Raw genomic sequence first — 25422 nt, 5'->3', positions numbered from 1 at the left:
GTTGGTCGCGCCATCCCGAGTCATCCCCGGTGTTGGGTGGATCGCATGGCGGTTGCCGAGAAAGATTCCGAAGTGACCCCGCCGGCCGTCGACAAATCCGGCGTGCGGGTGCGGTCGATGTTCGCGTCGATCGCCCGGCGCTACGACCTGCTCAATCACCTCCTCAGCCTGAACATCGACAAACGCTGGCGGAAGGCCACGACGCGGGCCGTCCCCCCGGTCCCGGGCGTGCCGGTCCTCGATTGCTGCACCGGCACCGCCGATCTCGCACTCGAATATTTCAAGGCGAGCCAGGGCCGGTCCCCGATCGTCGGCGCCGATTTCTGCCACGAGATGCTCGTGATCGGCCGCGACAAGATCCGGCGCAGCAGGGCCGACGAATCGGTGGTCTTGATCGAGGGAGATGCCCAGCGGCTCCCCGTCCCCAGCAATACCTTCGGCGTGGTGACCGTGGCTTTCGGCCTGAGGAACGTGGCGAACACCGTCCAGGGGATCGACGAGATGATCCGGGTGGCCCGGCCCGGCGGGAAGGTTGCGATCCTCGAGTTCTCCCGTCCCCGGGGTGCGATCCTGGGACGGGCCTACCTGGCCTTCTTCCGGAAGATTTTGCCGAAGGTCGGCCAGACGATCGCCCCGAACTCGTACGATGCCTATAGCTACCTGCCCGCGAGCGTCCTCCAGTTCCCCGACGGCCAGGCGATGATCGACCTCCTCGGGTCCCGGGGCCTGGTCGATCTGACGGAGACGCCGATGACGTTCGGCATCGCCACCCTTTATGTTGGGACCAAGCCGACCTCCGTCGCCTCGTGACGGCTTTGGATGCGCGACGAAGGAAGAACCGCCGTGAGTGCTCCGACCGCTGAGATCCCTCCCGGCCGCGGATTGGCCGCGACGGTCGCCGAAATCCTCGGCATGATCAAGTTCAGCCACACTCTGTTCGCCCTGCCGTTCGCCCTGTTCGGCGCCGCGCTGGCGGCCAGGGGCCGCGATGGCTGGCATGGCCGCGCACGGGATTGGGCCGGGATCCTGATCTGCATGGCGGCGGCCCGGTCGGCGGCGATGGCCTTCAACCGCCTCCTGGATCGCCACATCGATGCCCGGAATCCCCGGACGGCCTCGCGCCACCTGCCGAGCGGCCGCCTTTCGGTGATGTCGGTCACGGTCTTCGCCGTGGCCTCCTGCGCCTGCTTCATCGCCGGCACACTATCGTTCTGGCCCAACCGCTGGCCCTTGATCCTCTCCGGCCCGGTCCTGCTCTGGCTACTCGGCTATTCGTTCGCGAAACGATTCACGGCCCTGGCCCATCTCTGGCTCGGCGTGGCCCTGGGCCTGGCTCCGCTGGCGGCGTGGATCGCCCTGCGGGCCGACATCGCCTGGCCCCCGGTCCTGCTCGGGCTGGCCGTGATCTTCTGGGTGACCGGATTCGACGTGATCTATGCCTGCCAGGATGCCGACTTCGACCGGGACCAGGGCCTCCACAGCATCCCGGCTAGTCTCGGGGTCGCGCGAGCCCTGAAATTCGCGGCCTTATGCCATGCGATCATGATCCTGGCCCTGCTCGCGCTGGGCTGGGCCTACCCGCTGGGCTGGATCTATTTCGCCGGGGTCGGTGTGGTCGCCTCGCTCCTGGTCTACGAACATGCCCTGGTCCGGGCCGACGACCTGACGCGGGTCAACGTGGCCTTCTTCCAGGTCAATATCGCCATCAGCATCGGGCTCCTGGTCATCGGTCTGATCGACCTCACGGTCGTCCGGTGACGGTTCAGCGTCGTGGGGCCGTGGGCACGACCGTCTCGGCCGGGACCGATTCGAGGATGGGATCCGGGGTCGATTCGACCACCGCCGGCCTTGATCCGGGGACGATTGCGGCCGGCGCGGTCGGAGCCCCCGGAGTGACGATGGCGACCTGATCCACGACCTGCACTACGCCGACCGTGTCCGCCGTGAGGGTCAGGGCCTTGAGCTTGGCAGCCCGGTCCGGGACGACGCCGGACAGGACGACGATCCCGCCGGCCCGGACTTCTGCCTCCAGGGTCGAGGTCGCCAGGGCCTTATCCCAGTGGAGTCGGCTGTAGATCCGATTGACGACCTCCATGTTGTAGACCGAGGTCTTCGCCGAATTCACCCCGCCTCGGACCGCCTGCCCCGCCGTCTGGAATCCCCGACGCACGGCGCGTCCCGCCTCATCCAATCCTTCCCCGACCCGTTCGCCCACGGTCTGCCCGAAGGCTTCGCCCGCCGTCGCGAACGAAAGACCGATCACTACCAGCCACATCATGCGGTTCATCGTTCGAGCCGTACCCTTCCGACCTCGTGATGGAGATGGACCCTCTCATCCTGTCGCGAAAGGGATCGCGACCGCGTCAGGCCATCAGCGCCATCGTCAGCGAATCCCAGCCCCCGAATCGAGAATCGGGCGGTTCCTCCGCCTTCGGACGCCAGTCGGCAAGCGTCTCAACTTCGAACAAGGGACGGACCAGGGACGGGGGGATGACACCGAAGACCGTCACCCCGCCCAGGCTGTTGGCCACCGCAGCCGCCGACCACGCCCCGGCGGTGGCCGTGGCCACCGGACCTTGTGGGCGAATCAGTCTCTTCTTCTCGTCGAACCTGACCGCCACGGCCACGGTCGCCGAGTCGGGGGAGAATGCCTCGGCCTCGGCGCGAGTCCGGAACAGGAGGGCACCGGCGGGGGTCAACGGCTCTCCCGGCTTCCAGTCGGGGCTTGCGACGCTGTAGAACATCTCCAACCTCCTGCGGGGCTTGATTGTCGGCCAGGATTCGGGTGGGTGTTCGGCGAGGTGGGGGATCAGGATGGCACTGGTAAGTTGCACTCGTCGTGCCAGAACCCTGGAACTTGAGAACTTCTCCCGAAATTTGCCCAGGATTCGACCCCAGACGCGGGACAACCGGCGACTTCCCTTCCCCGAATTCTTTCCGCCTCACGAGAAATGGGAATTGGATTGATCCCCTATTTCCGCGATGATCGCCCCGAAACTCCTGGAGGAAGTGGCTTATTAATTGGAATATGAAAATGTTTGATCTTGATCGGAAGTAATATTTCTTCTGACCGTCGATCTCTTCGCCGGTTCGGTCGTCGGGGCGTCATTCTGTAGAAATGTGTCGTCGCCTCGCGATTTTCTTTCAAGTCGCCTGACTCGACGGTCGACCATCGCCCATCCGGACGGGGCCAGCCCGCGACGACGACTCCCTCGACACGATCCCGATGACTGGAATCCGCGACTGCCCCGGCTGCTTGCTGATCTCTCGCTGTCGTGGTAACTTAGGCATGATCGCTTGCGACATGCACCCATCATTTCGATCGCCGGGTGTGCCCTGATTTCAACTCGATCGCGCCGACCGACTCTTTTCCTTGCGCTTTGAACCTCTCCCTCGATACTCTAGTCCCGCTGCCCTCATGCGTGTTCCGCCCCCCTCCCCGATGAGGGGGCGGGTCGTGATGGGTATCGCGGTTGTCGTCGTCCGCTATCCGCCCTACCCGGAGCCCCGCATCCATGGCCAAACAGACTCGCGACTGGAGCGACATCCTCGTCAAGCGCCAGGTGATCGGCCCCGATCAGTTGAGAGAGGCTCAGAAGATGGGCAACCTCTCGCTGGAGGATGCGCTGGTCCGGCTGGGCTACGTCGACCACGACGACATCACCCAGGCGAAGGCCGAGCAGAACGGGATGGATTTCGTCGCCTTGCGAGAAATCGAGATCCCATCCTCGGTGATCGAACTCGTCCCGGAATCGTTGGCCCGGGAAAACTTCGTCATGCCGCTCTCCCAGGAGAACGGCATGATCAAAGTGATCATGGCCAACCCGGACGACTTCGAGACGGTCGACAAACTGCGATTCGTGCTGAACCGGGAGATCGACGTCGCGCTCGCGTCCAAGGAAGCGATTCTCGAAGCGATCAATAAGTATTACGGCGGCACCTCGCAGGAGACCGAGTCGGTCGACTCGATGCTCCAGGAGTTTACCGACACGGCGATCGACTTCTCCGACGATGGGGGAGGGGGGCGGAGTGCCGGTTCGGGAGCGAATACACTGGAAGAGGGCGACGCGCCCGTCATCCGGCTGGTCCACCTCATCATCCAGGAGGCGGTGGTCAGCCGCGCATCGGACATTCACATCGAACCATTCGGGGACCGGGTCCGGATCCGTTATCGCATCGACGGCGTGTGCATGGAACGAGACTCCGCCCCTCGGCGTCTCCTGGGCGCCATCGTCAGCCGCATCAAGATCATGGGATCGATCGACATTGCCGAGAAACGGCGACCCCAGGACGGGCGAATCAAGATCAACGTGTCCGGGAAGGACATCGACCTTCGTGTCAGCATTCTTCCAACCAACCACGGTCAGTCCGTCGTCATGCGAATCCTGGACCGAGATAACATCAAAGTCGGGCTCAGGGACCTGGGTTTCGCCGAGGAAGATTGGAAGCGTTTCTCCACCTATATCAAGCGGCCCAACGGCATTCTCCTGGTGACCGGGCCGACCGGCTCCGGGAAGACCACGACGCTCTATGCGGCCTTGAACGAGCTCAATCGTCCGGACACGAAGATCATCACCGCCGAAGACCCGGTCGAGTATTACCTGCCGGGTGTGAACCAATGTGAAGTGAAGGCCAAGATCGGGATGACCTTCGCTCGGATCATTCGGGCCATGCTCCGGCAGAATCCGAACATCCTCCTCGTCGGCGAAATCCGCGACGAAGAGACCGCTAACACGGCAATCCAGGCGTCCCTGACAGGACACCTGGTTTTCAGTACGCTTCATACGAACGACGCGCCCAGTGCTGTGACAAGGCTCGTCGATATTGGGGTACAACCGTTCCTGGTTGCCAGCTCGGTCATGGCAATCATGGCGCAACGTTTGGTGCGGAAGGTTTGCCCCAAATGCAAGGTTCGTTATGAACCCCCGCCCCATGTCTTGAAGGGATTGGGCCTCCGCCCCGAGATCGCCAAGAAGGCGAATTTCATGAAGGGCAAGGGGTGCTCCAACTGCGGTAAGTCCGGCTATCGGGGCCGTCAGGGCATTTATGAGTTGATGGGGATGACCAGCCAGATTCGCGACATGACGTTCAAGGGCGAATCCACCCAGGCGATCCGTAAAGTCGCCCGCAAGCAAGGGATGCGAACTCTGTTCGAAGACGGGATGATCAAGGCCCTCAAGGGAATCACCACCATCGACGAGGTCTTGCGGATCACCCACCAGGAACCCACTTGATCGCGTCCGTGGAGAAGCCGACGTCGGCCGATATCTCCACGCAACATCCACGCCGGGGTGGATGATCATTCGCCCCGTCATTGTCGCTCAGCGTCCCCTTATGCCGGACTTTACACCGGTCAGAAGGGGACTTGCTCGCTGCAAATCAGCTTCCGCTCCGCTTGATCGGTGGCGGAGCACTTCAATAATGAGTTCGAGCGGGGCACCATCTCCCTTTCGTAAATCCCATCGCTCAATCTTCGTTTCGTTGGACACCTGGTTCGTGAGACCAAGTCAAGTCTTGACTGCACTGGTCGGATCCGGCACCTGGAGTCAGTCCGCGAAGATCGAGCGAAAGGGCGGAGACGTTCATGGGTACACTGCTCATCGATAAGTTGCTCCAGACGGTCGTGACCCAACGGGCCAGCGACCTCCACCTGACCGTCGGCTCCAAGCCGATGCTCCGGCTGGGTGGTCACATGGTGCCGCTCAACACCAAGGTGCTGGAGTCGCCCGACACCGCCGCCTTGATGAAGAGCATCACGCCCGAGCGGTGCCAGCAGGAGCTGCAGGAGGTCGGCGGCACTGACTTCGGGTTCGCCTTCGGCGAGGCGGCCCGTTTCCGCGTGGCCATCTTCAAGCAACGCGGAAACGTGGGATTGGTGCTTCGGCGAATCCCCAACGAGTTCCTCACGTTCCAGCAACTCGGGCTCCCCTCGGTGATCGAGGAGCTGATCACCCGGCCACGCGGCCTGATCCTGGTGACCGGGCCGACCGGCTCGGGCAAGACGACCAGCCTGGCGAGCATGATTAACTGGATCAATGCCAACCTGGATCGCCACATCATCACGATCGAAGACCCGATCGAGTACTACCACAAGCACCAGAAGTCGCTGGTCAATCAGCGCGAGATCGGCATCGACGTCCCGGACTTCCCCGAGGCGATCCGCCGTGCCTTGCGTATGGACCCGGACATCATCCTGGTCGGCGAGATGCGGGACCTGGCGACGATCCAGGCGGCGATCACCGCCGCCGAGACCGGCCACATCGTCTTCGGCACGCTCCACACCAACTCGGCCGAAGGCACGGTCAACCGGATCATCGACGTGTTCCCCAAGGAACAGCAGGACCAGATCCGCACCCAGCTTTCGGTCGCGATCCTCGGCGTGCTCGCCCAGTCCCTCCTGCCTCGCAAGCCGAAGGGGCTGGTCGCAGCCTACGAGATGCTGGTGGTGACGCCGGCCATTTCCAACCTGATCCGCGAAAACAAGACCTATCGCATCGATTCCTCGATCCAGACCGGCCGCAAGCACGGGATGATCCTGCTCGACGACAGCCTCTACAACCTGTGGAAGCAGGGGCTCGTCGAAGAGGAAGAGGTGCTGTACAAAGCCCGCAAGCCGCACGATCTCCGGATGCGAATCGAGAATGCCAAGAAGGGGATCGTCGAGGACGAGGACGAGGACGAGGAGGAAGAAGAGCCGCGCAAGAAGTGACAACGGTGTCACGATTCGCGGCCCGCTGCGTATGACCGAGCGGACGGCCCCATCTCCCATCTTCCGTCCGACTCCAACCCAGAATTCGATGCGATGGCCGACCGCTGCCGGTCATCGCGTCGGCCGCCCTCCCGGGCCGGGGCCCGACCGCCCCGCCCGGCGTTCGGCCCCATCAGGGACGAACTTCAGACCTATCACGCTCGACGAAGCTCTCAGATCAACGCGGATGCCCGGACACGTCTTCGCCCGCGCGGAAGGTGGCTTGCATGGCTCGGCGACTCGGAACGATCCTGGTGGACATGGGCTACCTCGACGAGGAGAAGCTCTGGAACGTCATCGAGGAACAGAAGCGATCCGACAATGAGCTGATCGGCAAGGTCGCCGTCCGCCTGGGATTGGTGACCGAAGATCAGGTGCTCAAGGCCCTGGGAGAACAGTTCGGCCTCAAGGTCGTCCGGCTCGGCGACGTGGCGATCCCGGCCGAGTTGACCGACCTGGTCAACGAGACGATGGCGACCTCGTTCAAGATCGTGCCGATTTCCCAGGCCAAGAAGGATAAGAGCATCACGGTCGCGATGGCCGACCCACGCGACCCGGGGACCCTGGAAAGCATCAAGCAATTCCTGGGCGTCGACGTCAAGGCGGTCATCGCCGCCGAGTCCGACGTCCTGGCGGCGATCTCGCGGCTCTACGCCGGCAAGCAGGAATCGATCCAGGATGTCGTCAAGCAGATCGAGAGCGACAAGGGGCTGGCCCAGTTCCAGAACCGGAACGAGAACACGATCGACCTGGAGGCCATCGAGGAGATGGCCGAGGCGGCGCCGGTCCGCAAGCTCCTGAACATGGTGCTGCTGCTGGCCATCAAGGACAAGGCGTCGGACATCCACTTCGAGCCGTTCGAAGACGAATACAAGATGCGGTATCGCGTGGATGGGATCCTCTACGAGCTGGTGCCGCCGCCCCGGCACCTGGCCCCGGCGATCTCCAGCCGCATCAAGGTCATGTCGAACCTCGACATCGCCGAGCGCCGGCTGCCGCAGGACGGCCGCATCGAGCTGGCCATTGGCGGCAACCAGGTCGACATCCGGGTCTCGACCCTGCCGACCCTGTTCGGCGAGAGCGTCGTGCTCCGGATCCTGGACCGGACCGTCGTCAACCTCGACCTCACCAAGATCGGGATGCCCGAGGATATCCTGGCGACTTGGAAGCAGGTGATCCACAAGCCGAACGGGATCATCCTGGTCACCGGCCCGACCTCCTCGGGCAAGACGACCACGCTGTACGCCACGCTTAACGAGCTGAACTCGGTCAAGGAAAAGATCATCACCACCGAGGAGCCGGTGGAATACGACATCGACGGGCTGGTCCAGGTCCCGATCAACGGCGAGATCGGCGTCACCTTCGCGGCCTGCCTGCGGGCCATCCTCCGCCAGGACCCGGACAAGATCCTGGTCGGGGAGACGCGCGACCTGGAGACGGCAGAAATCGCCATTCAGGCGTCGCTGACCGGCCACATCGTCTTCACCACGCTCCACACCAACGACGCCCCCTCGGCGATCACTCGTCTCCGCGACATGGGGATCCCGACGTTCCTCATCACGGCCACCATCGAGGCTGTGCTCGCCCAGCGGTTGGTGCGGCGGATCTGCGTGAACTGCCGGACCGAGTTCACCCCCAGCCCCGAAGTCGCGATGGAACTGGGGATGACCCCCGAGCAGGCCGCGACCAAGAAGTTCTACTACGGCAAGGGCTGCGACCGGTGCAACAATACCGGATACAAGGGCCGCATGGGGGTCTATGAACTGTTGGTCATGAACGAGGAACTCCGGGACATGGTGATCTCCGAGGCCTCGCTCGACGTGTTCCGCGAGTTGTGCCGCAAGCACGGGATGAAGACCCTCCGCGAGTCCGGCCTCCAGGCGATCCACGCCGGGCACACCTCGATCGAAGAAATCATCCGTGAAACCATGCTCGACGACGCCTGATCCCCCGGGACCAGCGTCCGCGGCCACCGAAGAATCAGCGAAGGACCCGAACCACCGCGCCTCGTGGAGGAGACCCTCAGATGCCGACGTTCCAGTATGAGGCGATGGACAACACCGGGCGCGAGGTGAAGGACACCATCGACGCCAGCACGCAGGAAGAAGCCCAGCAACTCATCCGCCAGAAGGGCTTCTTCGTCACCAAGATCTCCGAACGCTCCAAGAAGCAGAAGAAGGGCCCGGCCCAGGCGAAGAAGGGCGGCCGCAAGGGGAAGAAGAAGTCGTTCACGATCGGCAAGGTCGGGACCAAGCAGCTTTGTACCTTCACGCGGCAGCTCTCCACGCTCCAGGACGCCGGCCTGCCGATCCTCCGCAGCCTCAAGATCCTCCAAGGCCAGTGCAAGCCGGGGGTGCTCAAGAACTCCCTGGAAGACGTGGTCGAGGACATCGAGAGCGGCTCGACCCTGTCGGATGCGTTCGCCAAGCACCCCAAGGCGTTCGATCGCCTGTATTGCAACATGATCAAGGCCGGCGAGGCCGGCGGTGCCCTGGAGGCGATCCTCCAGCGCCTGGCGGACTTCAAGGAGAAGTCGCAGACGTTGAAGCGGCGGATCAAGTCGGCGATGGTCTATCCGTGCGTGGTGATCTCGGTCGCCTGCCTGATCGTCGGCTTCATCCTCTACTTCATCATCCCGAAGTTCGAGGCGATCTTCAAAGACTTCGGCGTCGACCTGCCGGCAATGACCACCTTTCTGATCAAGGCGAGCCACTTCGTCGTCAACTACTTCTACGTCGTCCTGCTGATGCCGGTGTTCGCCTGGATCTTCCTGAAGCTCGTCTACCGCAACGCGACGGGGGCGTATATCTGCGACCGGATCCTGCTCATGATCCCGGTCATGGGGGCGATCGTCGAGAAGTCGACCGTGGCCCGGACCATGCGGACCCTGGGCACGCTGGTGCAGTCGGGCGTGCCGATCCTCGAGGCGCTGAACATCGTCCGCGACACGGCGGGCAACATGGTGTTCGAGCGGGCCTTCACCCGGATTTATGAGAGCATCCGCGAGGGCGAGACGATCGCCCAGCCGCTCCGCGAGGCCCGGATCGTCGACGACATCGTGGTCAACATGATCGACGTCGGCGAGGAGACCGGCGACCTCGACACGATGCTCAACAAGATCGCCGACAACTACGACGAAGAGGTCGAGACGCTGGTTGAGAGCCTCGTGAGCCTGCTCGAACCGATCATGATCGTCGTCCTCGGCGGCATCATCGGCTTCATCGTGATCGCGTTGTTCCTGCCCCTGATCTCGCTCATCAGCAAGCTCTCGGGTTGATCCCGGCGGGGTAGGGGGCGCCCGGGAGGATCGGGCGATCCTCCCCGGATCCTCCCAGTGCGGTACGCGGGCGTCCGGCGGACGCCCGGCCCGGCCGTCACTCGCCTCAGGCCCCCGTGGCCCGCATCCCGACCACGACGGTGAATCGACCCCTGCCCCCGCTAGCGGAGATCCGAACGATGCGTTGCTCGCTTGTGAACACCAGGCCCAGGCGCCAAGGTTTGACCCTGGTCGAACTGCTGGTCGTGATCCTGATCATCGGGACCCTGATGGCGATCCTCATCCCTGCGGTGAGCGGGGCCATCAAGGCCGCAAGGCAGGCCCAGGTGACGTCCGAGATGAGCAACCTCGCTTCGGCGCTGGCCGATTTCCGGAACAGGTATGGGGAGTATCCGCCCAGCCGTTTCTATTGCGCCGAGGATGGCAACTATCAGGTGGCCGCCACCGATACCGCCGATATCCAGCAGCTGAAGCAGCGTTCTCTGCGTTACCTCAGGAAATTTTGGCCGCGAGTCGCCATCACCAACAACGGCACGGCACCCACCATCGGCGGCCAGGGGTATTACGACTTCAACGGCAATGCGATCAACGATAGCAAGACGCCTGGACTCGGTCCCTACATCTTGCAGGGCCCGGAATGCCTCGTCTTCTTCCTGGGCGGGATCCCCAAAAAAACCGGAACGGGCGGCACGATCTCTTTCGCGATGATGGGGTTCGGCAAGGATCCGCTCAATCCGTTCATCACCGAGAAGGGAACCGCGACCACCAATCGGCAGGCCCCCTTGTTCGAGTTCAACTCGGCTCGGCTGGACGATTCGGAAGGCCCCGCGAATGACTTCCCGAGTTACCTCGACCCGCTGGGGAGCCCCGCCAGCATTCAGCCGATGACCGACACGTCGGACAAGCGTCCTTATGCGTACTTCTGCGCTTACGGCAACAATGCCTACGACCCGAATGACTACAACGCCGCTTACGAGATCGACGACAGCAGCGGGGCGACCCTCAAGCGCAAATACTACGTGAGCTTCCTCCCGTCCGCGTCCCTCCCCGTCGAATCGGCCGGGCCGAACCCCTACACCGTCTCCGGGCCGATCGGCGGCACGGCCGCGGCAATGACCTCGGCCACATTTCAGAATCCGCAGTCGTTCCAGCTCATCTCCTCGGGCATCGACCGCAAGTGGGGGATCGGCGGCGACTACTCCACGACCACCCCGAAGTTGCCGTTCAACCCGACCGATACCAGCCGATTCTTCGACGCGGGGACGTATATCACGCCGACTCCGGCCGGCAACCCTCGGCTCGTCGAGCAGGACAACCTGGCGAACTTCGCGGGCGGTCGCCTCGAGTGATCGACGGATGATGGAACGGCTTATCCTTTCCCCGAAGGCTCGTTGATTTCAGGATGACCACCACCATGAGTACGAACGGCGGCCCCCGTCGGGCCGGATTTACCCTGGTCGAACTCCTGGTGGTCATCGCCATCATCGGGATCATCATCTCCTTCATCCTGGTGGCCGCCCGCGATGGCGTCCGCCGGGCGGAAGAGAAGGCCACGCAGTCGTTGATCACCAAGCTCGACTTCGCCGTGGCCGACCGGATCGATGCCCTGTTCAACACCCAGGCCCCGATCAATCAGACGCATCGGTTCCTGGCCGCGATCAATGCCCCGGCGTCGACGAATTACGTCCCGCTCCCCGGATCGGTCGAGGCTCGCGCCCAGGTGATCGCCCAGAACGACTTCCTCCGCTACGAGTTCCCCGAGGTGTTCTTCCGCAACTCGGAGACCTCGAATGGCTCGACCCTGGCCGGCCAGTACCCGCTGAACTTCGGCGCCTCGCCTTATCCGTTGACTTCGAATGCAATCGATTCGTATGTGCTGCCTTTGGGCAACACCGTGCTAGGCCTGCCCTACACACAGTTGGATGTCGCCAACGGTATCTTCGTCGGGACGGGAGAGTACTTGCCTCGCACCGGGATCTTCGGGGCTTCCTTCGCCGCCGCCGGCGGGCTCTACAAGAACCTGGGCTATCAGAAGCAAGGTTATGACGGGGTCGACAACGGCGGGAACGGGTATGTCGACGAGCTGGGCGCCGAGAGCGGTACGACCTTCGACGCCGTCGACGAGAAGCTGAAGAAGCACACCCATAAGACCGCCCGGGCCGAGGTCCTCTACGCCTCCCTGGTCGAGGGGCTCGGCCCGCTGGGGAGCGCCTTCACCCCCGACGATTTCACGGACAAGGAAGTGCGGGACACCGACGGCGACGGCCTGCCCGAGTTCGTCGATGCGTGGGGCGAGCCCTTGCAATTCTTCCGCTGGCCCATCTATTACGGGGCCGTCCCCGGGAGTTCCGACACGCAGCGCGGGTGGGCGCCTTATGGCGGGCCGGCGGAAGTTCGCGAACAGGACAACTACGATCCGAACCAACAGCTGACCGCACCGGGCTGGTGGAACAAGACCGCGAATCCTTCGCTCCCGACCATCACGGGCTTCTCCCCTACGTTCGCACCGCCCAACGGGACCGACTCCAGCGGCAAGATGAGCCCCGGGGCGATCGCGTTCACCAGCTACTTCCGCTCGCTCGTCGATCCCCAGGCCACCAGCACGGGCGGCACGATGTGGGACCGCTCCAATGCGATGAATCGCCGGGCTTACTTCTCGAAGTTCCTCATCCTCTCCTCGGGGCCGGACAAGGAGCCGGGGGTCGGCCAGTTCAACAAGGACTACACCTCGCTCGTCGACGACCCGACGGGCGTCAGCTTTCAGGCCTTCCCGGACTCGACCAAGAGCATCGCGGTCAACGCCCGGTATCTGACCCTGATCGAGAACCAGGCGGCGCAGGAAGACCCCAACCCCGCCGCTAGGGTCAACTCCTTCTGGGAGACAGTCCCGAATTCTGGGTCGAACGTCTCGGCCTATCTCCAGGGGGTCGCGGGAGTCGACGACATCACCAATCACAACATCTCAGCCCCCGGCACGGGAGTCCGCTGATGCATGCGACGCCTCGTCCCGCCTCCCGCGGGTTCACCCTGATCGAGTTGCTGGTGGTGATCGCCATCATCGGCCTGGTGAGCGCCGTCGCGCTCCCGGTCGTCCTCCCCGCCCTGAACGAGCGGAAGATCGGCGAGGCGGCCCGGCTGGTGCAGGCCGTGCTCGCCGGCGCCCGCGACAATGCCGTCCGCGCCGGGGCCCCCAGGGGCGTCCGATTCCTCCCCGATCCGATCTTCGCCGGCGGGGCTGGCCAACCCCTGGCCTCGAATCGCATGGTCGCCATCGAGCCGGGCCCGGATTACTCGGAGGGGAAGGTCCGCACCCCTTCGGATCCGACCTACTCGTTCGCCACCACCGTGACCGATCCGGCCCATTACGTCGAGGAGCCTCCTTCGACCCCCACCACGGTCGCGACTAACTACTATCTCCGCGTCTCGACGTCCCCCATGTCCAAGCTGTTGATCACCAACCCTCCGACGGGATGGTCCTACAACCTGCGGCAAGGCGACAAGATCCGCTTCAACTCGTCCGGTAACTACTACACGATCGCCGGGCCCATCGCACCGCCCAAGCCCTACTCGGGAGCGGCTGGGGCGAGCTATGTGAACGATTCCAACAAGGAACGTTTCATCATCTGCAAGCCCGGTTCAAGCCTGATCGCGACGAGTTCCAACCTGTCCACCTGGCGCGGCGAATACCTCAACCTGACCAACGGGATCGATGACGACGGGGACGGTTGGATCGACGAGGCCTGCGATGGGATCGACAACGATGGCGATGGGATCACCGATCCTCTCTTCAACGGTATCGATGATAACAACAACGGATTTGTCGACGAGATCGAAGAGCGGCTGATCGGCGACGAGTATGAGGTCGAGAAATTCGTCGGCACGCAGGTGAGCTTGCCTCCGTTCGATGACGACTACACCGTCTATCGCCGGCCTGTGGTCTCCCCGGGCGCCCGCGAGACATTCCTCCCGGACGGCATCGTGATCGACCTCACCACCTGGAATGCGGCCAATTCGACCCCGTCGGCCGACTCCCGGCCGCTCCTCCCCGAACGTTCGCGCCTGCCCGTCGATCCCTATACAGGCTACGTCGACGTGATGATCGAGCCGAGCGGGCGGGTGATCGTGCCCGGGGCCGGCCAGGGGGGCTCGCTGGCGAAGTCACCGATCGCCAACTACCCGTTCTATCACTTCTGGTTGACCGAGCGTGAGGGAGTGAATGCGCCCCTGTGGGAGCCCCCCAGCCCTGGCGCCATCCTCAAGAATAATCCTCGGCTCAAGTCGACGACCAACCCCCAGAGCTTTTTGCTGCCGATGCCGAAGGGGACCAGGGGCTCATTCAACCCGGCTTTGCCGTCTGATTATGAACCCATGGTCGACAATCCCAACAATTTGGCCCAGGCCTATAGCTCTAATCCGGTCTTCCTGACCGGCAACCGGCGGCTGGTGACGCTGTTCACCCGGACCGGTCAGATCATGACCAACTCGATCGAGAGCTTCGACGCCAACGACATCAACGCCCCCTACTATGCCGCCCAGACGGGCATCAAGGAGCCGCAATGATCGCGCGTGCCGCCCGTTCGACGCGGTCGGGGATCACCCTGACCGAGATCCTGATCGCCATCATGATCATGGGCGTGGGGCTGATCTCGCTGGCCACGCTCTTCCCCCTCGGCCTCCTGCGGATGCGCGAGGCGACCCGCTTCGGGCGGACCGCCCTGCTGTTCGAGAACGCGGCCGACGAGATGGACGCCCGCTCGCTGCTGACCACGTCGTCGTTCATCCAGACCTGGTACGGGCCCCGCAACCCCTTCATCCAGGACTCGCTGCGGGATGGGACGCCATCCGCACTCTACGCGCCGGATTTAAACATGGCGTCGGGACTCCCCTTCGCCTACGACCCCGCGTGGCGGGCCATGACCGGGGTGATGCCCGTGAACCCGTCCAACGCCCTCTACGACAGCTCGCTCGACTACAAGCCCGCCTACGCGAACGGGGCCCACGAAGCCCGGTTCGGGGCGGCGGTGATCGAGGATGTCGCCTTCAATATCCGCGAGGACCCCGACGGCAGTACCGCCAGCGGCCACGGGCTCCAGCGCCTGACCAACTTCATCCCCTACAGCGCGACGGGCTACACGCCGCTCTATCCGTTCACCCACCAGAACATCAACCTGGGGGCCGCGGCCCAGAGGCCCGATGGAGCCGCCGACATCTTCTTCGCCGGGGATGACATCGTCTTCAACGCCAAGGACGGGCAATACATCGAAAACGCGACCACGAAACAGGTCGCGCAGCCCAGTCCGCTCCTGCCCGACCTGACCACGTCACCGGGCTCGATGATCGCCGACTATCGATTCAGCTGGTTCTTCACCGGCCGCCAGGTCGACGTCATCAACAGCTCTCAGTTCGTCGGCGACATCGTGGTCTGCGACAGCCGCCCCTTCGGCTTCGACACGGTGACCATCAACGGCCAGTCGGCGCGGATCCCTGCCGGTGAGACGACCGTCGAGGCGATCTTCGGATTCGGGAGGAATTTCGTCACCGGGAAGGCGGCCGACACCAATCAGTTCGCCCGCGGCAGCGATCGCATGGTGCTCCTGCGGTGGAAAGTGGGCGTGCCCGACCCCGAGGTCCGCCCGGGCGGCTGGATCGCCGACGTGACCTATGAGCGTAATCTCACGCTCTATGGCACCCGGTCCAACAGTGGTGTCATCCCCTACGCTCGGTGCCACTGGTATCAGGTCAACAAGCGGACCGAGGCGGAGACCGAGACGGACAATTCCGCGGGCCCCCACTCCGCCGGGAACTACCGCCGCATGATCGTGACGCTGAACACCAACGTGAAGCAGAAAACCTTGCTGAAAGCCTCCAGCGCCGAGCCCGTCCACCTGAACTTTGCCCTGGTGATGCCCAGCGTGATCAACGTGTTCCCCCGGGCGTTCGAGGTCCACTGATGCCAGCCCACGCCGCGACCCGGAAGAACCGAGGGGAGCCGAACATGTTCGCGAGCCTGCGTCGACCCGCCTCGCCCCGCCGGGGCGTCACCCTCGTCGAGATGCTCGTCACGGTCGCCCTGCTCGTCCTGATGATGACGATCCTGGTGCAGATCTTCCAGGCGACCACCGGGACGATGACCGCGTCGCGCACCATCCAGGAACTGGACCTCTCGCTCCGGCTCCTCGACACCACGCTCCGCCAGGACCTCCAGGGCGCGACGGCCCGCTTCACCCCCCCGCTCAACCCGATCCACAACCAGGGCTACTTCGAGTATGGCGAGGGGGCCCCGGCCGACTTCCAGGGGGAGGACGGCGACGACTATCTCGCCTTCACCACCCGGACCCCGGAAGGCCAGGTCTTCACCGGCCGCCAGTGGCTCGGCCTCCCGGCGAATCAGAACATCCAGCCGACCACGATCACCAGCAACGTTGCCGAGGTCATTTACTTCCTCCGCAACGGGAACCTGTACCGACGGACGTTCCTCGTCGTTCCGGAACGGGCCCCCTCGATCGTGACCGGATTCAGCTCGGCCGATTCCACGACCAAGAGCTACACGAGCTATCTGTTCGGCCCGGCGGCGAGCGTCAGCTGGCAGGGCATGAACGATATTTCGGCCCGCCCGGCCCCGGCAACCCCCTTGCTGCCGCTAGTTTATCCCCCCGTACCGAACACCCTGGGTCAGCTGACAAATCGGGAAAATCGCGCCTTCCGCCCTCGATTCAACAACGACTTCTCGACCCCATCCACCCCGGCCAACCCAATCGGCGCCAACCAAGTCCCCGATGGGGTCCCCGACGATAACAACGGGGATAACGTCCCCGACTATTACCAGACCCTCTACTACGACGGTGGGGTCGATAATGGCACCAGCCCTGACTGGCGACCCAACGGACGCGTCCGCGAGTTTCGTCCCTATGGCGTGATGAGCCGGCATAGCACGACCACGACGGCCTACGACGTCTATGCCTTCCCGTTCATCTATCCGGGGATGTACTCCGTCCCGGCCGACTACAACACGGCCAAGGGCTGGATCCACCAGCTGTTCCCCAACTCCGGGGTCTACAACCATTCACCGCTCGAATCCGGGGATACCAACCTGCCGACGGCGAACCAGACCTGGTACGGGTTCCCGACCTGGCGCGAGACCATGACGGGCTACAAGGACACCGCGAACCTCGGTTGGACGGACCCGGTCCTGAGCCCGAACAAGAATAGTTACGCCCAGGCCCTCCCGCTCCGCCCCTTCGATCCGACCGGACTCCCCAGCACCACTTCGGCCCGCCTGCTCCCGCCGGTCACGATCCCCGGCACGCAGACGACTCCCTACGGCTTCGACGGGGCCGGCTCCACCAGCTTCCAGATCGCCGGCCTGACGAACGGCGCGATCTGGGAAGACGACCTGATCATGACCAACGTCCGCAGCTTCGACGTGAAGGCCTACGACCCGGATGCCCCGCTCTATCTGGACTACTCGGCTTACCCCACGAAGAAGGATTACAAGTACGGGGCCGGCTATCACGACCTCGGCTATGCCTCGCTCGAAACGGGATTGACCGAGGCCGAGTACAAGGCCGAGAACCTCTTTTTCTTCCAGACTCGGGGGCAGGAGCCGAAGGGATTCGGCCACGAAGGGCGGATCCCGCCGAGCCTCTACGACTTCCGGGCGAATCCGACCCGCAAGGCGCAATACGAGTACGACATCAAGGTCAACAACACGTCGCCGGCCACGTCGGCCTACAACGTGGGCGATGACTCCAAGGGCGTGATCCGGCTGCGACGCGTCTTCGATACCTGGTCGACCGATTACACCAATGCCCCCCAGAGCGACCTGTTCCTGAACGGGGTCGCCCCGGCCGTGCCGATCTACCCGTCGTTCCCCGCGCCCTACCCGTCGCCGCTGCGTGGCATCCAGATCCAGATCCGGGTCGCGGATCCCCGGGGCGAACGCGTGAAGGTGCTGACGATCCGCCAGGATTTCACCGACAAGCTTTGATTCGACCCAACCGCCCGAGCGCCGGCCGCGCGGACCGCGCGGCGATCGGATCGAGGAGGAACCGCCGATGTTCGCAAGCTCTCTCGGGCCCCGCGCCAGACGCCGGGGCATCGTCTTGGTCCTGATCCTCGGCATGCTCGGGCTGGTCGCGCTGATCGGGGTGACCTTCGCCACCTTCGCCGGCCAGTCGCTCAAGAGCAGCCGCGACTTCATGCAGGGGGTCGCCCGCCCGTCGGCCGAGGTCCTGATGGACTACGCCCTGGCGCAGCTCATCAACGACACCTCCAACCCCCTGTCGGCGATCCGCGGCCACAGCCTGCTGCGCGACATGTACGGCAACGACTCGGTGTTCCGGGGCGGAGACCCCACGGTCTCCGCGGCCGGCGCGATCCGGGGGCACCTCGATCAGGTCTACCTGAACGGGACGGCCACGCCGCTTACCCTGACGGGCTCGGCGGTCTCCACCGAGGCGCCGTTCTACAACCAGATCCAGTACACGACCAACATCCCCACCAACGGCCAGTATTTCGGCCTGAACTTCACCCGCTGGATCCTGACCTTCCCGGCCGCGCCGAATCGGGTGGCCCAGACGTTCGAGATCCTCGGCGATAATGTGAGCGGCGGCACGCATGTCTTCACGCTGAGCAACAATCTGGGGAATCCCACCGGGGCCGCGCCGAATTACATCAGCTCGGACACCTCCTCGAATATCTATCTGAACCCGAACCTCGTCGAGACGGGCAGCGTCGTCCGTTCCGCCCCGATCAACCGGAGCGTGCTGAACGGGACGATCACGGCGTTCCCGGTCTCGGGCTTCACGCTCGATGCCCAGTACATGAGGGCGTTCAACGGGCCGGGGATGACGCAGCCGGACTACACGCAATCGACGACGACTCACCCGACCTGGGGTGCGCCGTATCCCAAGAATTACGCCGCCTATGCCAACTTCCGGCTCACCGGGCTCGATCCCGACGCGGTCGGGATGGACGAGGACTACGACGCCTGCGACCTGGAGAACTGGTTCCTGGCCATCCAGAGCGCCGACGGACAGGTGATCATCCCGTCGTTCCATCGCCCCGGCATCCTGAGGCTCGCCGACTGGACGGTCATGCCGACCAGCGATCCCAACGACGTGAACACCAAGTCGGCGGCCAAGATCCTCCGCCCACGCCAGATCGACAACTCGCCTTTGTTTCCCATCGACCCGACCCCGAACGCGACCGGCAAGATCACCTACGACATCGACAATGACGGCGACGGCATCACCGACTCGGTCTGGCTCGATCTCGGCTACCCGATCCAGCGTGACCCGGGGGGCAAGCTCTACAAGCCCCTGTTCGCCTTCATGGTGCTCGGGCTCAACGGCCGTCTCCCGCTGAACACCGCCGGCAACCTCCAGGCCCGCGCCGATGGCGTCGGGCTGCCCGAATCGGTCGCGGTCGCCCCCGTCCCTCCCGTCGCCGGGCCGGGTGCGACCCCGGTCGCCCCCCCGCGTCAGGCCGGCATCGCGGCCGGTCCCCCGCCGACCCTGGGCAAGACCGTCGTCCCCCAGGCGGGCGCCTACGATCCCAGCACGACGGCGCCTTACCCGTTCAACACGGGCATGAGCCCGTTCCTGGTCTCCGAGACCTGGGTCGATGCCCCGATCTGGGACCATGCCTCGCACCTGGGCTATTCGGTCAACGAGATCAACCCCAAATACGCCCTCCAGAATGCCCCGGCCAACGCCTACCCCGCCAGCGCGACGCAACGGCAGTTCAATGGCCTCTACCCGGGGGGCACGGTCAGCGTCGCCGGTTACTACAGCCAGTTTGACAACGCCGGCGTGGACGTCGCCCTGACCCAGTTGAGGAACCTGCTGGCCGGGACGTATCCGACCGACATGCCGACCCCGCTCAAGACCGTGATCGACACGACGACGATCCGCAGTAATCAGGATACGAACATCGTCCGGATCGATGGCCAGGACTGGGTGTTCCCGAACAACGTCTTCGAGCCGGCGGATTACGCATGGGGCAATACAAGCATGTCCCGCTCCAACACGCCGGTCCCCGGCCGCTGGGGCGAGGCGGGGGGGATCCCTTCTTCCATCCCCGCCGAGACGATCTACTCGGGGACGTCGATGGCCCCGAACTTCCTCTACCCGATCGCCCCCTACCTGAACCCGGTCCGCGCGGGCCGGTCGACCTACGTCTACGGCTCCAACGACGTGATGGACGACGACTTCGACTCGATCGATCCGTACTTCGCTGGGGTCGACCAGACCGGCGTGAACTATCCCGTGCCGATCAGCCCCCTCATGGGCACGCCGATCCCGGTCGTGCGGACCCTGCCCGAGCAGATCGATTCGTTCGACGGCGCCGGGCAGCGGAGCGTGGCCTCCGAACGAATCCGGGCCTTCGTCGACCCCATCGATCCGGCGGGCACCGGACGCGTCGTGGGATACATGCAGCGGCCCTATGATGCCCACGACTACGGGTTGGGCCATGACAAGAACGGCCGCGTCAGCCATTTCCGCTACTTCCGCCCGGCCGGCCTCCCGCAGCGGATCAGCTACCTGTACAACAACGCGGGCGGCGTCCTCGACTACAACATCGCGCTCCTCTCGCCCGAGACGGGGACCAACCGGACTCAGAACGTCCTGCACGGGTTCCAGCAGGCCCTCCTGCCCGGCAAGCTCACCGCCGACCCCGATGCCCGGGCCGTGGCCGTGATGGGGGCGATGCCGTTCGACTGGAAGGCCGACCCCACGGCCACGACGCCCCCGACCCCGGCCCCGCCCGCCGGCTATGACCCGCTGATCGCCGCGCCGACCGTCAACCCGAACTACGACCTGCCCCTGGGTTCCAAGATCAACACGGACTGGGGCCCCAATCTGGGGGCCTCCTCGCCGGCCTATCTCGCCGTCGGGCCATACGCACCCTACAACGCCACGGCGAACCTCGGTACGGTGAACGGCTATCTCGGCGGCAGCCTCAACAAGGATGAGGCCGACGAGATGGACCTGTATACCCCCAACATCTACGACCAGCCGTTCGGCCCCAGCGACCTGGAATGGCTGTATCGCAAGCACGACGTCGACGGGGCGTCGCTCTCCAGCCGCCTCCCCAGCCTGGCCCCAATCAGCTTCCTGAACCAGGCGGACGGGCTCACCCGCCGCCGCCTGTTCTCGATCGATTCCTGGGAGCCGATCAGCTTCGTCTACGCCAACGACAACCCGGCCGGCTACATGCACGAGCAGGTCCCGTATCGGGGTGTGCTCCAGCCCCGATTCCAGTGGAATAGCCGGTTCACCCCCCGGGCCAGCTCCAACTTCTACGGGATGAATCAGGTCGCCTCGATCGAGGATTCCGGCGGGACCCGCTACCCGGCGAATGCCTACCTCAACTACGATCCCGATACCTTCTTCCACTCCTATCTCGGGTTCACCCACGCCAACCCGATCGCGACCGAGTTTCTCCCCAATCCCACGCTCCCGATGAACCCGAATCCGAACAACGCGGATACGGCCGGGGCGTCGATCAACAATTACATCTACGTGAAAGGCGCGTCGGCGGCCCTGCCGTACGACACCGCCCCCGCGACCCCGGCCCAGCTGATTGGGGCCGCGGGCAACAACGCGGCCACGCTCAAGTTCGTCACGGGGGTCTTCAACTACTCCGCCCTGCAATCGTCGGCGGCCCCGGTCCAGACCCCGTCGCTCGCCCATCGCGATCGGCGGATCAATCTCAACTTCCCCCTGCCAATCTCCAGCGACCCGGCCGAGCCGATCCGCCAGAAGTGGATCCGCGAGACCTACCAGCTCCTCAAGGCGATCCTGCCGCCCCAGTCGGTGGACACCCCCGAGGAACTCGCGGCCCTCAGCCAGTACGTCGTGAACATCATCGACTTCCGCGACCCGGATTGCACCTCGACCCGGTTCGTCAACACCGACATCGAGACCATCCCGGCCACCGACACCACCCACGCGGGCGTCCGGTTCGCCCGGCCCGCCGACCCCATGCTCCGGCCCGGCGAGAAGGACCCGGCCTTCCCCTACGATCCCTCGCTCTTCGAGCTGAACGTCCGGCCCGATCCCGCCGACCCGCTGGAGTTCAGGCCCCAGACCCGGTTCGTGGTCCAGCATGGGATGGAATACAGCCCGGTCGCCATCAACGAGGTCCTGGCCTATTCCACCCGGTACGACGCCTCCGGGACGGACACCGATAACAACCGTCTGTACATCGAACTGGTCAACACCCTGACCGACCACCAGGGGGGTAACGCCAGCGACATCGACCTCCGGGGCTGGGATATCGTGGTCACGCCCGATGCCTATGGCTGGGGACGCCCCGACCCGATCACCGGCGACGTCAGCACGGTCAAGTTCCCGGCCGTTTTGAAGAAGACGGCCGCCGGGGATGCGAACCTCCCCCCCCAGCCCACGGCGGTCGATCCCATGGTGCCGATCCAGGTCAACGGCGGGTCGGGCCTGCCCGGCTACATCTTCGGGGAGACAAGGCCGCTCAACACCCTGGCCAACCCCCAGGTGACGGGGACGCCGAGGGTCCCGGCGATCCAGGCCGGGCCGGCCGACGAAGCCGGTCGGCGGTTCTTCATCCTCGCCAACGAGGCGGCGGCGGGCGCGGATCCCGTCGGGATGGGGGCCGGGCTCTCCCCGGCCGGGGCTGAGGTCGATCCGATCCTCCCCGTCAACTTCACGGGGACGATCCCGACCGGCGATCACAAGATCTCCGGCCTCTTCCCCGACTATGCGATGCCCTTCGGCCGTCCGGCCACCGAGGACCCGACCCCGCCGGACGCGACCCATCCCAATCAGCTGCGATATGGCGCCGCGCCGGCCATCGCCAGGAACGCGGGGAAATATTTCTGGGTCTACCTCAGGCGGCCCGCCAATCCGTTCGATACCGAGAAGCTCACCGACGCGAGGCCCAACCGCGAGATGGTGGTCGTGGATTCGATGCGCTTCCTGTTCGTCGAGGGGAGCGGCACCCCGGCTCCGATGGCCCCGCAGACGCCCGGCGCCAACCACATCTTCTCCACCCAGCGGCTGCAGCCCTACCGCGGCGGCCATCTGGTCGGGGCCTTGCCCGGCGGGAATCGCCCCTCGCCTCGCGATGCCTATGGCTACACCGAGCAGACCGACTCCGCCGACGGCGTGAGTTCCAGCTCGGACCCGAATTACGGGGCCTACAAGAACAACACGGCGGCGATGGGCGATCCCCAGAACAACCTCATCACCCGGCAGATCGAGTCCACGATCGGCAGGGCGAACGACGCGATCGATGCCAACTGGTGCCACTTCCCGTTCCATGATCGGGATTTCACCAGCGTGGCCGAGTTGCTTCTCGTCCCGGGCTGCCCGCCGGGCCTGTTCACCAAGCAATTCGTCGAGGAGGCCTATCCCGGCAACATCGGCGGCACGGCCTTCAACGACGCCAACCCGCCCGGCGCCGCCGGTGCCATCGTCCAGTCGGGGAACGCGAACGATGAAGGGCGGGTGAACTTCAACGTCACCGCCCCGGTCCTGCCGACCCCGTCGTTCCCGTATCTGCCCGATGCCTTCTACTACACCGCGGCATCGATCACCCCGCCCGATGCTCCCAACGCCGGGATGACCAAGCTCCCGACCGAGGTGGGCGGCCGGACCGGCGCCGGCTGGTTCAAGATGTTCGAGTTCTTCGAGGTCCCCAGCTCGGCCAACGGGGCCATCGGCACAGCCGCCAACGGCGTCGACTTCGACTGGTATCGATCCGACGTCAAGCCGGGCCTGATGAACCTTAACCTCATCATCGATGAGGAGGCGTTCTATGGCCTCATCGACGACGATCGCCTGAACAAGAACCTGGCGGCCGGAACCTTCGTGAGCCTGGCCGACGACTACCACAACCTCCCCTCCGTCGTCACCCAGATCGACGCCAACGGCTATCCGGACATCCTGGTCGGGACCACCCTGGCCCGCTATCCGATCTCCGACCTGCTCTCGGTCAGCTCCGATACGACCCTCCACAACCGGCCTGCCCCCGTGAACGCGGGGACGCTGGGGCGTGGGTTCGTTTATCGCGATCCAGCGGCCTCGGGCAACCTGATCCACGGGCTGAAGGGGGCCTTCCACGACTTCCTCAAGCTCCGCCACGGCGGCTCGGGTTATCTCTTCGCCTTCGGATCCGGCGCCCCGGGGCAGGGGACCTATGTCCCTTCGAGCCAGGTGAGCACGGTCCTCCAGGGGGCCGGTAAGTTGTTCACCTCCCCGGTCGCCTCGGAACGACCGTTCCGCTCGCTCAGCTTCCCGGACATCAACTACACGGTCATGCGGCCGGCCAGCCTGCCGCCGTCGACCTACGGGACCGACGCGACCTACCTTCCCAGCTGGTCGTTCCCCCTGATCCCCACCCAGATGGTCGGGCCTGCCGGACCGCCGGTCGGCGGGGGGATCCTCCAGTATGCCGCGGCGGCGGCCGCACCCTTCGTCACCCCGTATCCTCCCGAGGCGCCGAGCCGGCTCACCCCGGGGGTCCAGTATGTCGCCGATCCGGGGATCAAGAATCCCTACCTGGAGCGGCAGAGCAGCGCCGCCGCGAATCTGCCGCCGCTCCAGCCGAACCACGGTGCAATCCCGCCGACCCCGGCGCGGCGTCTGTTCCAGATCCCCGACAATCAGGGCAGCACGCCGATCCCCGCCTCCTCGCTGTCCAATGCCAGCCTGCATGGGGCCCACAACACCGCGGCGGTCCTCCCCGATCCCGTGTACTTCGTCAACCAGCAGACGACCGACGTCCACCTGACCTCGCAGGACACGTCGACCTCGCCGGCCACGCTCTTCCCGCCGACCCTGGTGCTCCGCAACCGCAAGGTGTTGATGCCCGATAATCAAACGGAGGACCAGCAAGACCTGAGCGGCCTCGGCTATGGCCGCGCGAACTATCTCGGCGGCCTCCCGGCGATCGGGACGGGCAACACCGACAATCGCCAGCACCCGCTCTACCGGACGGAGTGGCTCCAGAAGGTGATGAATCTGACCACCGTGCGGACTCACCAGTTCGCCGTCTGGATCACGGTCGGGTTCTTCGAGGTGACCAAGACGGGAACGCCCGAGATGGGCATTGCCGACCAGTTGGGCGTGGAACTGAACAGCGCCGCGGGGGCGAAGATCCGGTTCCGCTCGTTCTTCGTGCTGGACCGGACCAGGGCCAAGGGATTCAACCCCTACAACCCTGGCGACTTCCGCGATGTCGTGACCTATCGACGCCGGATCGAATGATCGTTCGGCATCGGGTGTCAACCGGACCCGCGGATTGCGCGACACGATCCGCGGGTCGAACCGTACAGAGATCCACATAACGGGCCGAAACGGCTTGTGGAATCATCGGGAACGCAGCTAGAATCGAAGTCAACCCCTCCCATCTCATC

14 protein-coding genes are annotated in these 25422 nt (G+C 64.7%); 12 read left to right on the top strand and 2 right to left on the bottom strand.

Annotated features, from left to right (window positions below; translation table 11 throughout):
* Nucleotides 1-45: 45 nt before the first annotated feature.
* Nucleotides 46-810, top strand: coding sequence for a ubiquinone/menaquinone biosynthesis methyltransferase (locus tag TA3x_RS23635; RefSeq protein ID WP_435017134.1), 765 nt, complete (start codon nt 46-48; stop codon nt 808-810).
* A gap of 33 nt (nt 811-843) precedes the next feature.
* On the top strand, nt 844-1758 hold the full coding sequence (locus tag TA3x_RS23630; RefSeq protein WP_435017133.1) for a UbiA-like polyprenyltransferase: 915 nt from the start codon (nt 844-846) through the stop codon (nt 1756-1758).
* Nucleotides 1759-1762: 4 nt separating this feature from the next.
* Here TA3x_RS23630 and TA3x_RS23625 read toward each other — a convergent pair whose 3' ends face one another.
* Both TA3x_RS23625 and TA3x_RS23620 read right to left on the bottom strand, forming a co-directional pair.
* Nucleotides 1763-2278, bottom strand: a complete 516-nt coding sequence (locus TA3x_RS23625) for a BON domain-containing protein (RefSeq protein WP_435017132.1) — start codon at nt 2276-2278, stop codon at nt 1763-1765.
* A gap of 85 nt (nt 2279-2363) precedes the next feature.
* A complete protein-coding gene (locus tag TA3x_RS23620; RefSeq protein ID WP_435017131.1) occupies nt 2364-2744 on the bottom strand; it encodes a hypothetical protein in 381 nt (126 codons plus the stop codon).
* Between the two features lie 771 nt (nt 2745-3515).
* Here TA3x_RS23620 and TA3x_RS23615 point away from each other — a divergent pair.
* The 10 genes from TA3x_RS23615 (at nt 3516) to TA3x_RS23570 (ending at nt 25273) form a co-directional block, all read left to right on the top strand.
* Entirely contained in the window at nt 3516-5234 is a 1719-nt protein-coding gene (locus TA3x_RS23615; protein ID WP_435017130.1) for a GspE/PulE family protein, read from the top strand.
* 350 nt (nt 5235-5584) lie between these two features.
* Entirely contained in the window at nt 5585-6709 is a 1125-nt protein-coding gene (locus TA3x_RS23610; RefSeq protein ID WP_435017129.1) for a type IV pilus twitching motility protein PilT, read from the top strand.
* A 266-nt stretch (nt 6710-6975) separates the two neighbouring features.
* Complete coding sequence (locus TA3x_RS23605) at nt 6976-8694, top strand: GspE/PulE family protein (RefSeq protein ID WP_435017128.1); 1719 nt, start codon at nt 6976-6978, stop codon at nt 8692-8694.
* An 80-nt stretch (nt 8695-8774) separates the two neighbouring features.
* Complete coding sequence (locus tag TA3x_RS23600) at nt 8775-10025, top strand: type II secretion system F family protein (RefSeq protein ID WP_435017127.1); 1251 nt, start codon at nt 8775-8777, stop codon at nt 10023-10025.
* Nucleotides 10026-10204: 179 nt separating this feature from the next.
* Entirely contained in the window at nt 10205-11374 is a 1170-nt protein-coding gene (locus tag TA3x_RS23595) for a type II secretion system protein (protein ID WP_435017126.1), read from the top strand.
* Between the two features lie 65 nt (nt 11375-11439).
* On the top strand, nt 11440-13014 hold the full coding sequence (locus tag TA3x_RS23590) for a prepilin-type N-terminal cleavage/methylation domain-containing protein (protein ID WP_435017125.1): 1575 nt from the start codon (nt 11440-11442) through the stop codon (nt 13012-13014).
* Nucleotides 13014-14585 carry a prepilin-type N-terminal cleavage/methylation domain-containing protein gene (locus TA3x_RS23585; RefSeq protein ID WP_435017124.1) on the top strand — a complete coding sequence of 524 codons (1572 nt, stop codon included), beginning with the start codon at nt 13014-13016 and terminating at the stop codon, nt 14583-14585. Before TA3x_RS23590 ends, TA3x_RS23585 begins: the two co-directional genes overlap by 1 nt.
* A complete protein-coding gene (locus tag TA3x_RS23580) occupies nt 14582-15976 on the top strand; it encodes a type IV pilus modification PilV family protein (RefSeq protein ID WP_435017123.1) in 1395 nt (464 codons plus the stop codon). The genes TA3x_RS23585 and TA3x_RS23580 overlap by 4 nt, the downstream gene beginning before the upstream one ends.
* 44 nt (nt 15977-16020) lie before the next feature.
* A complete protein-coding gene (locus TA3x_RS23575; protein WP_435017122.1) occupies nt 16021-18012 on the top strand; it encodes a PulJ/GspJ family protein in 1992 nt (663 codons plus the stop codon).
* Between the two features lie 67 nt (nt 18013-18079).
* Entirely contained in the window at nt 18080-25273 is a 7194-nt protein-coding gene (locus TA3x_RS23570) for a hypothetical protein (protein ID WP_435017121.1), read from the top strand.
* The last annotated feature ends 149 nt before the right edge of the window (nt 25274-25422 follow it).

It is taken from the genome of Tundrisphaera macrotermitis, from assembly GCF_051175315.1.
Classification (GTDB): domain Bacteria; phylum Planctomycetota; class Planctomycetia; order Isosphaerales; family Isosphaeraceae; genus Tundrisphaera.
This window is presented reverse-complemented; position numbering and strand designations above follow the sequence as displayed.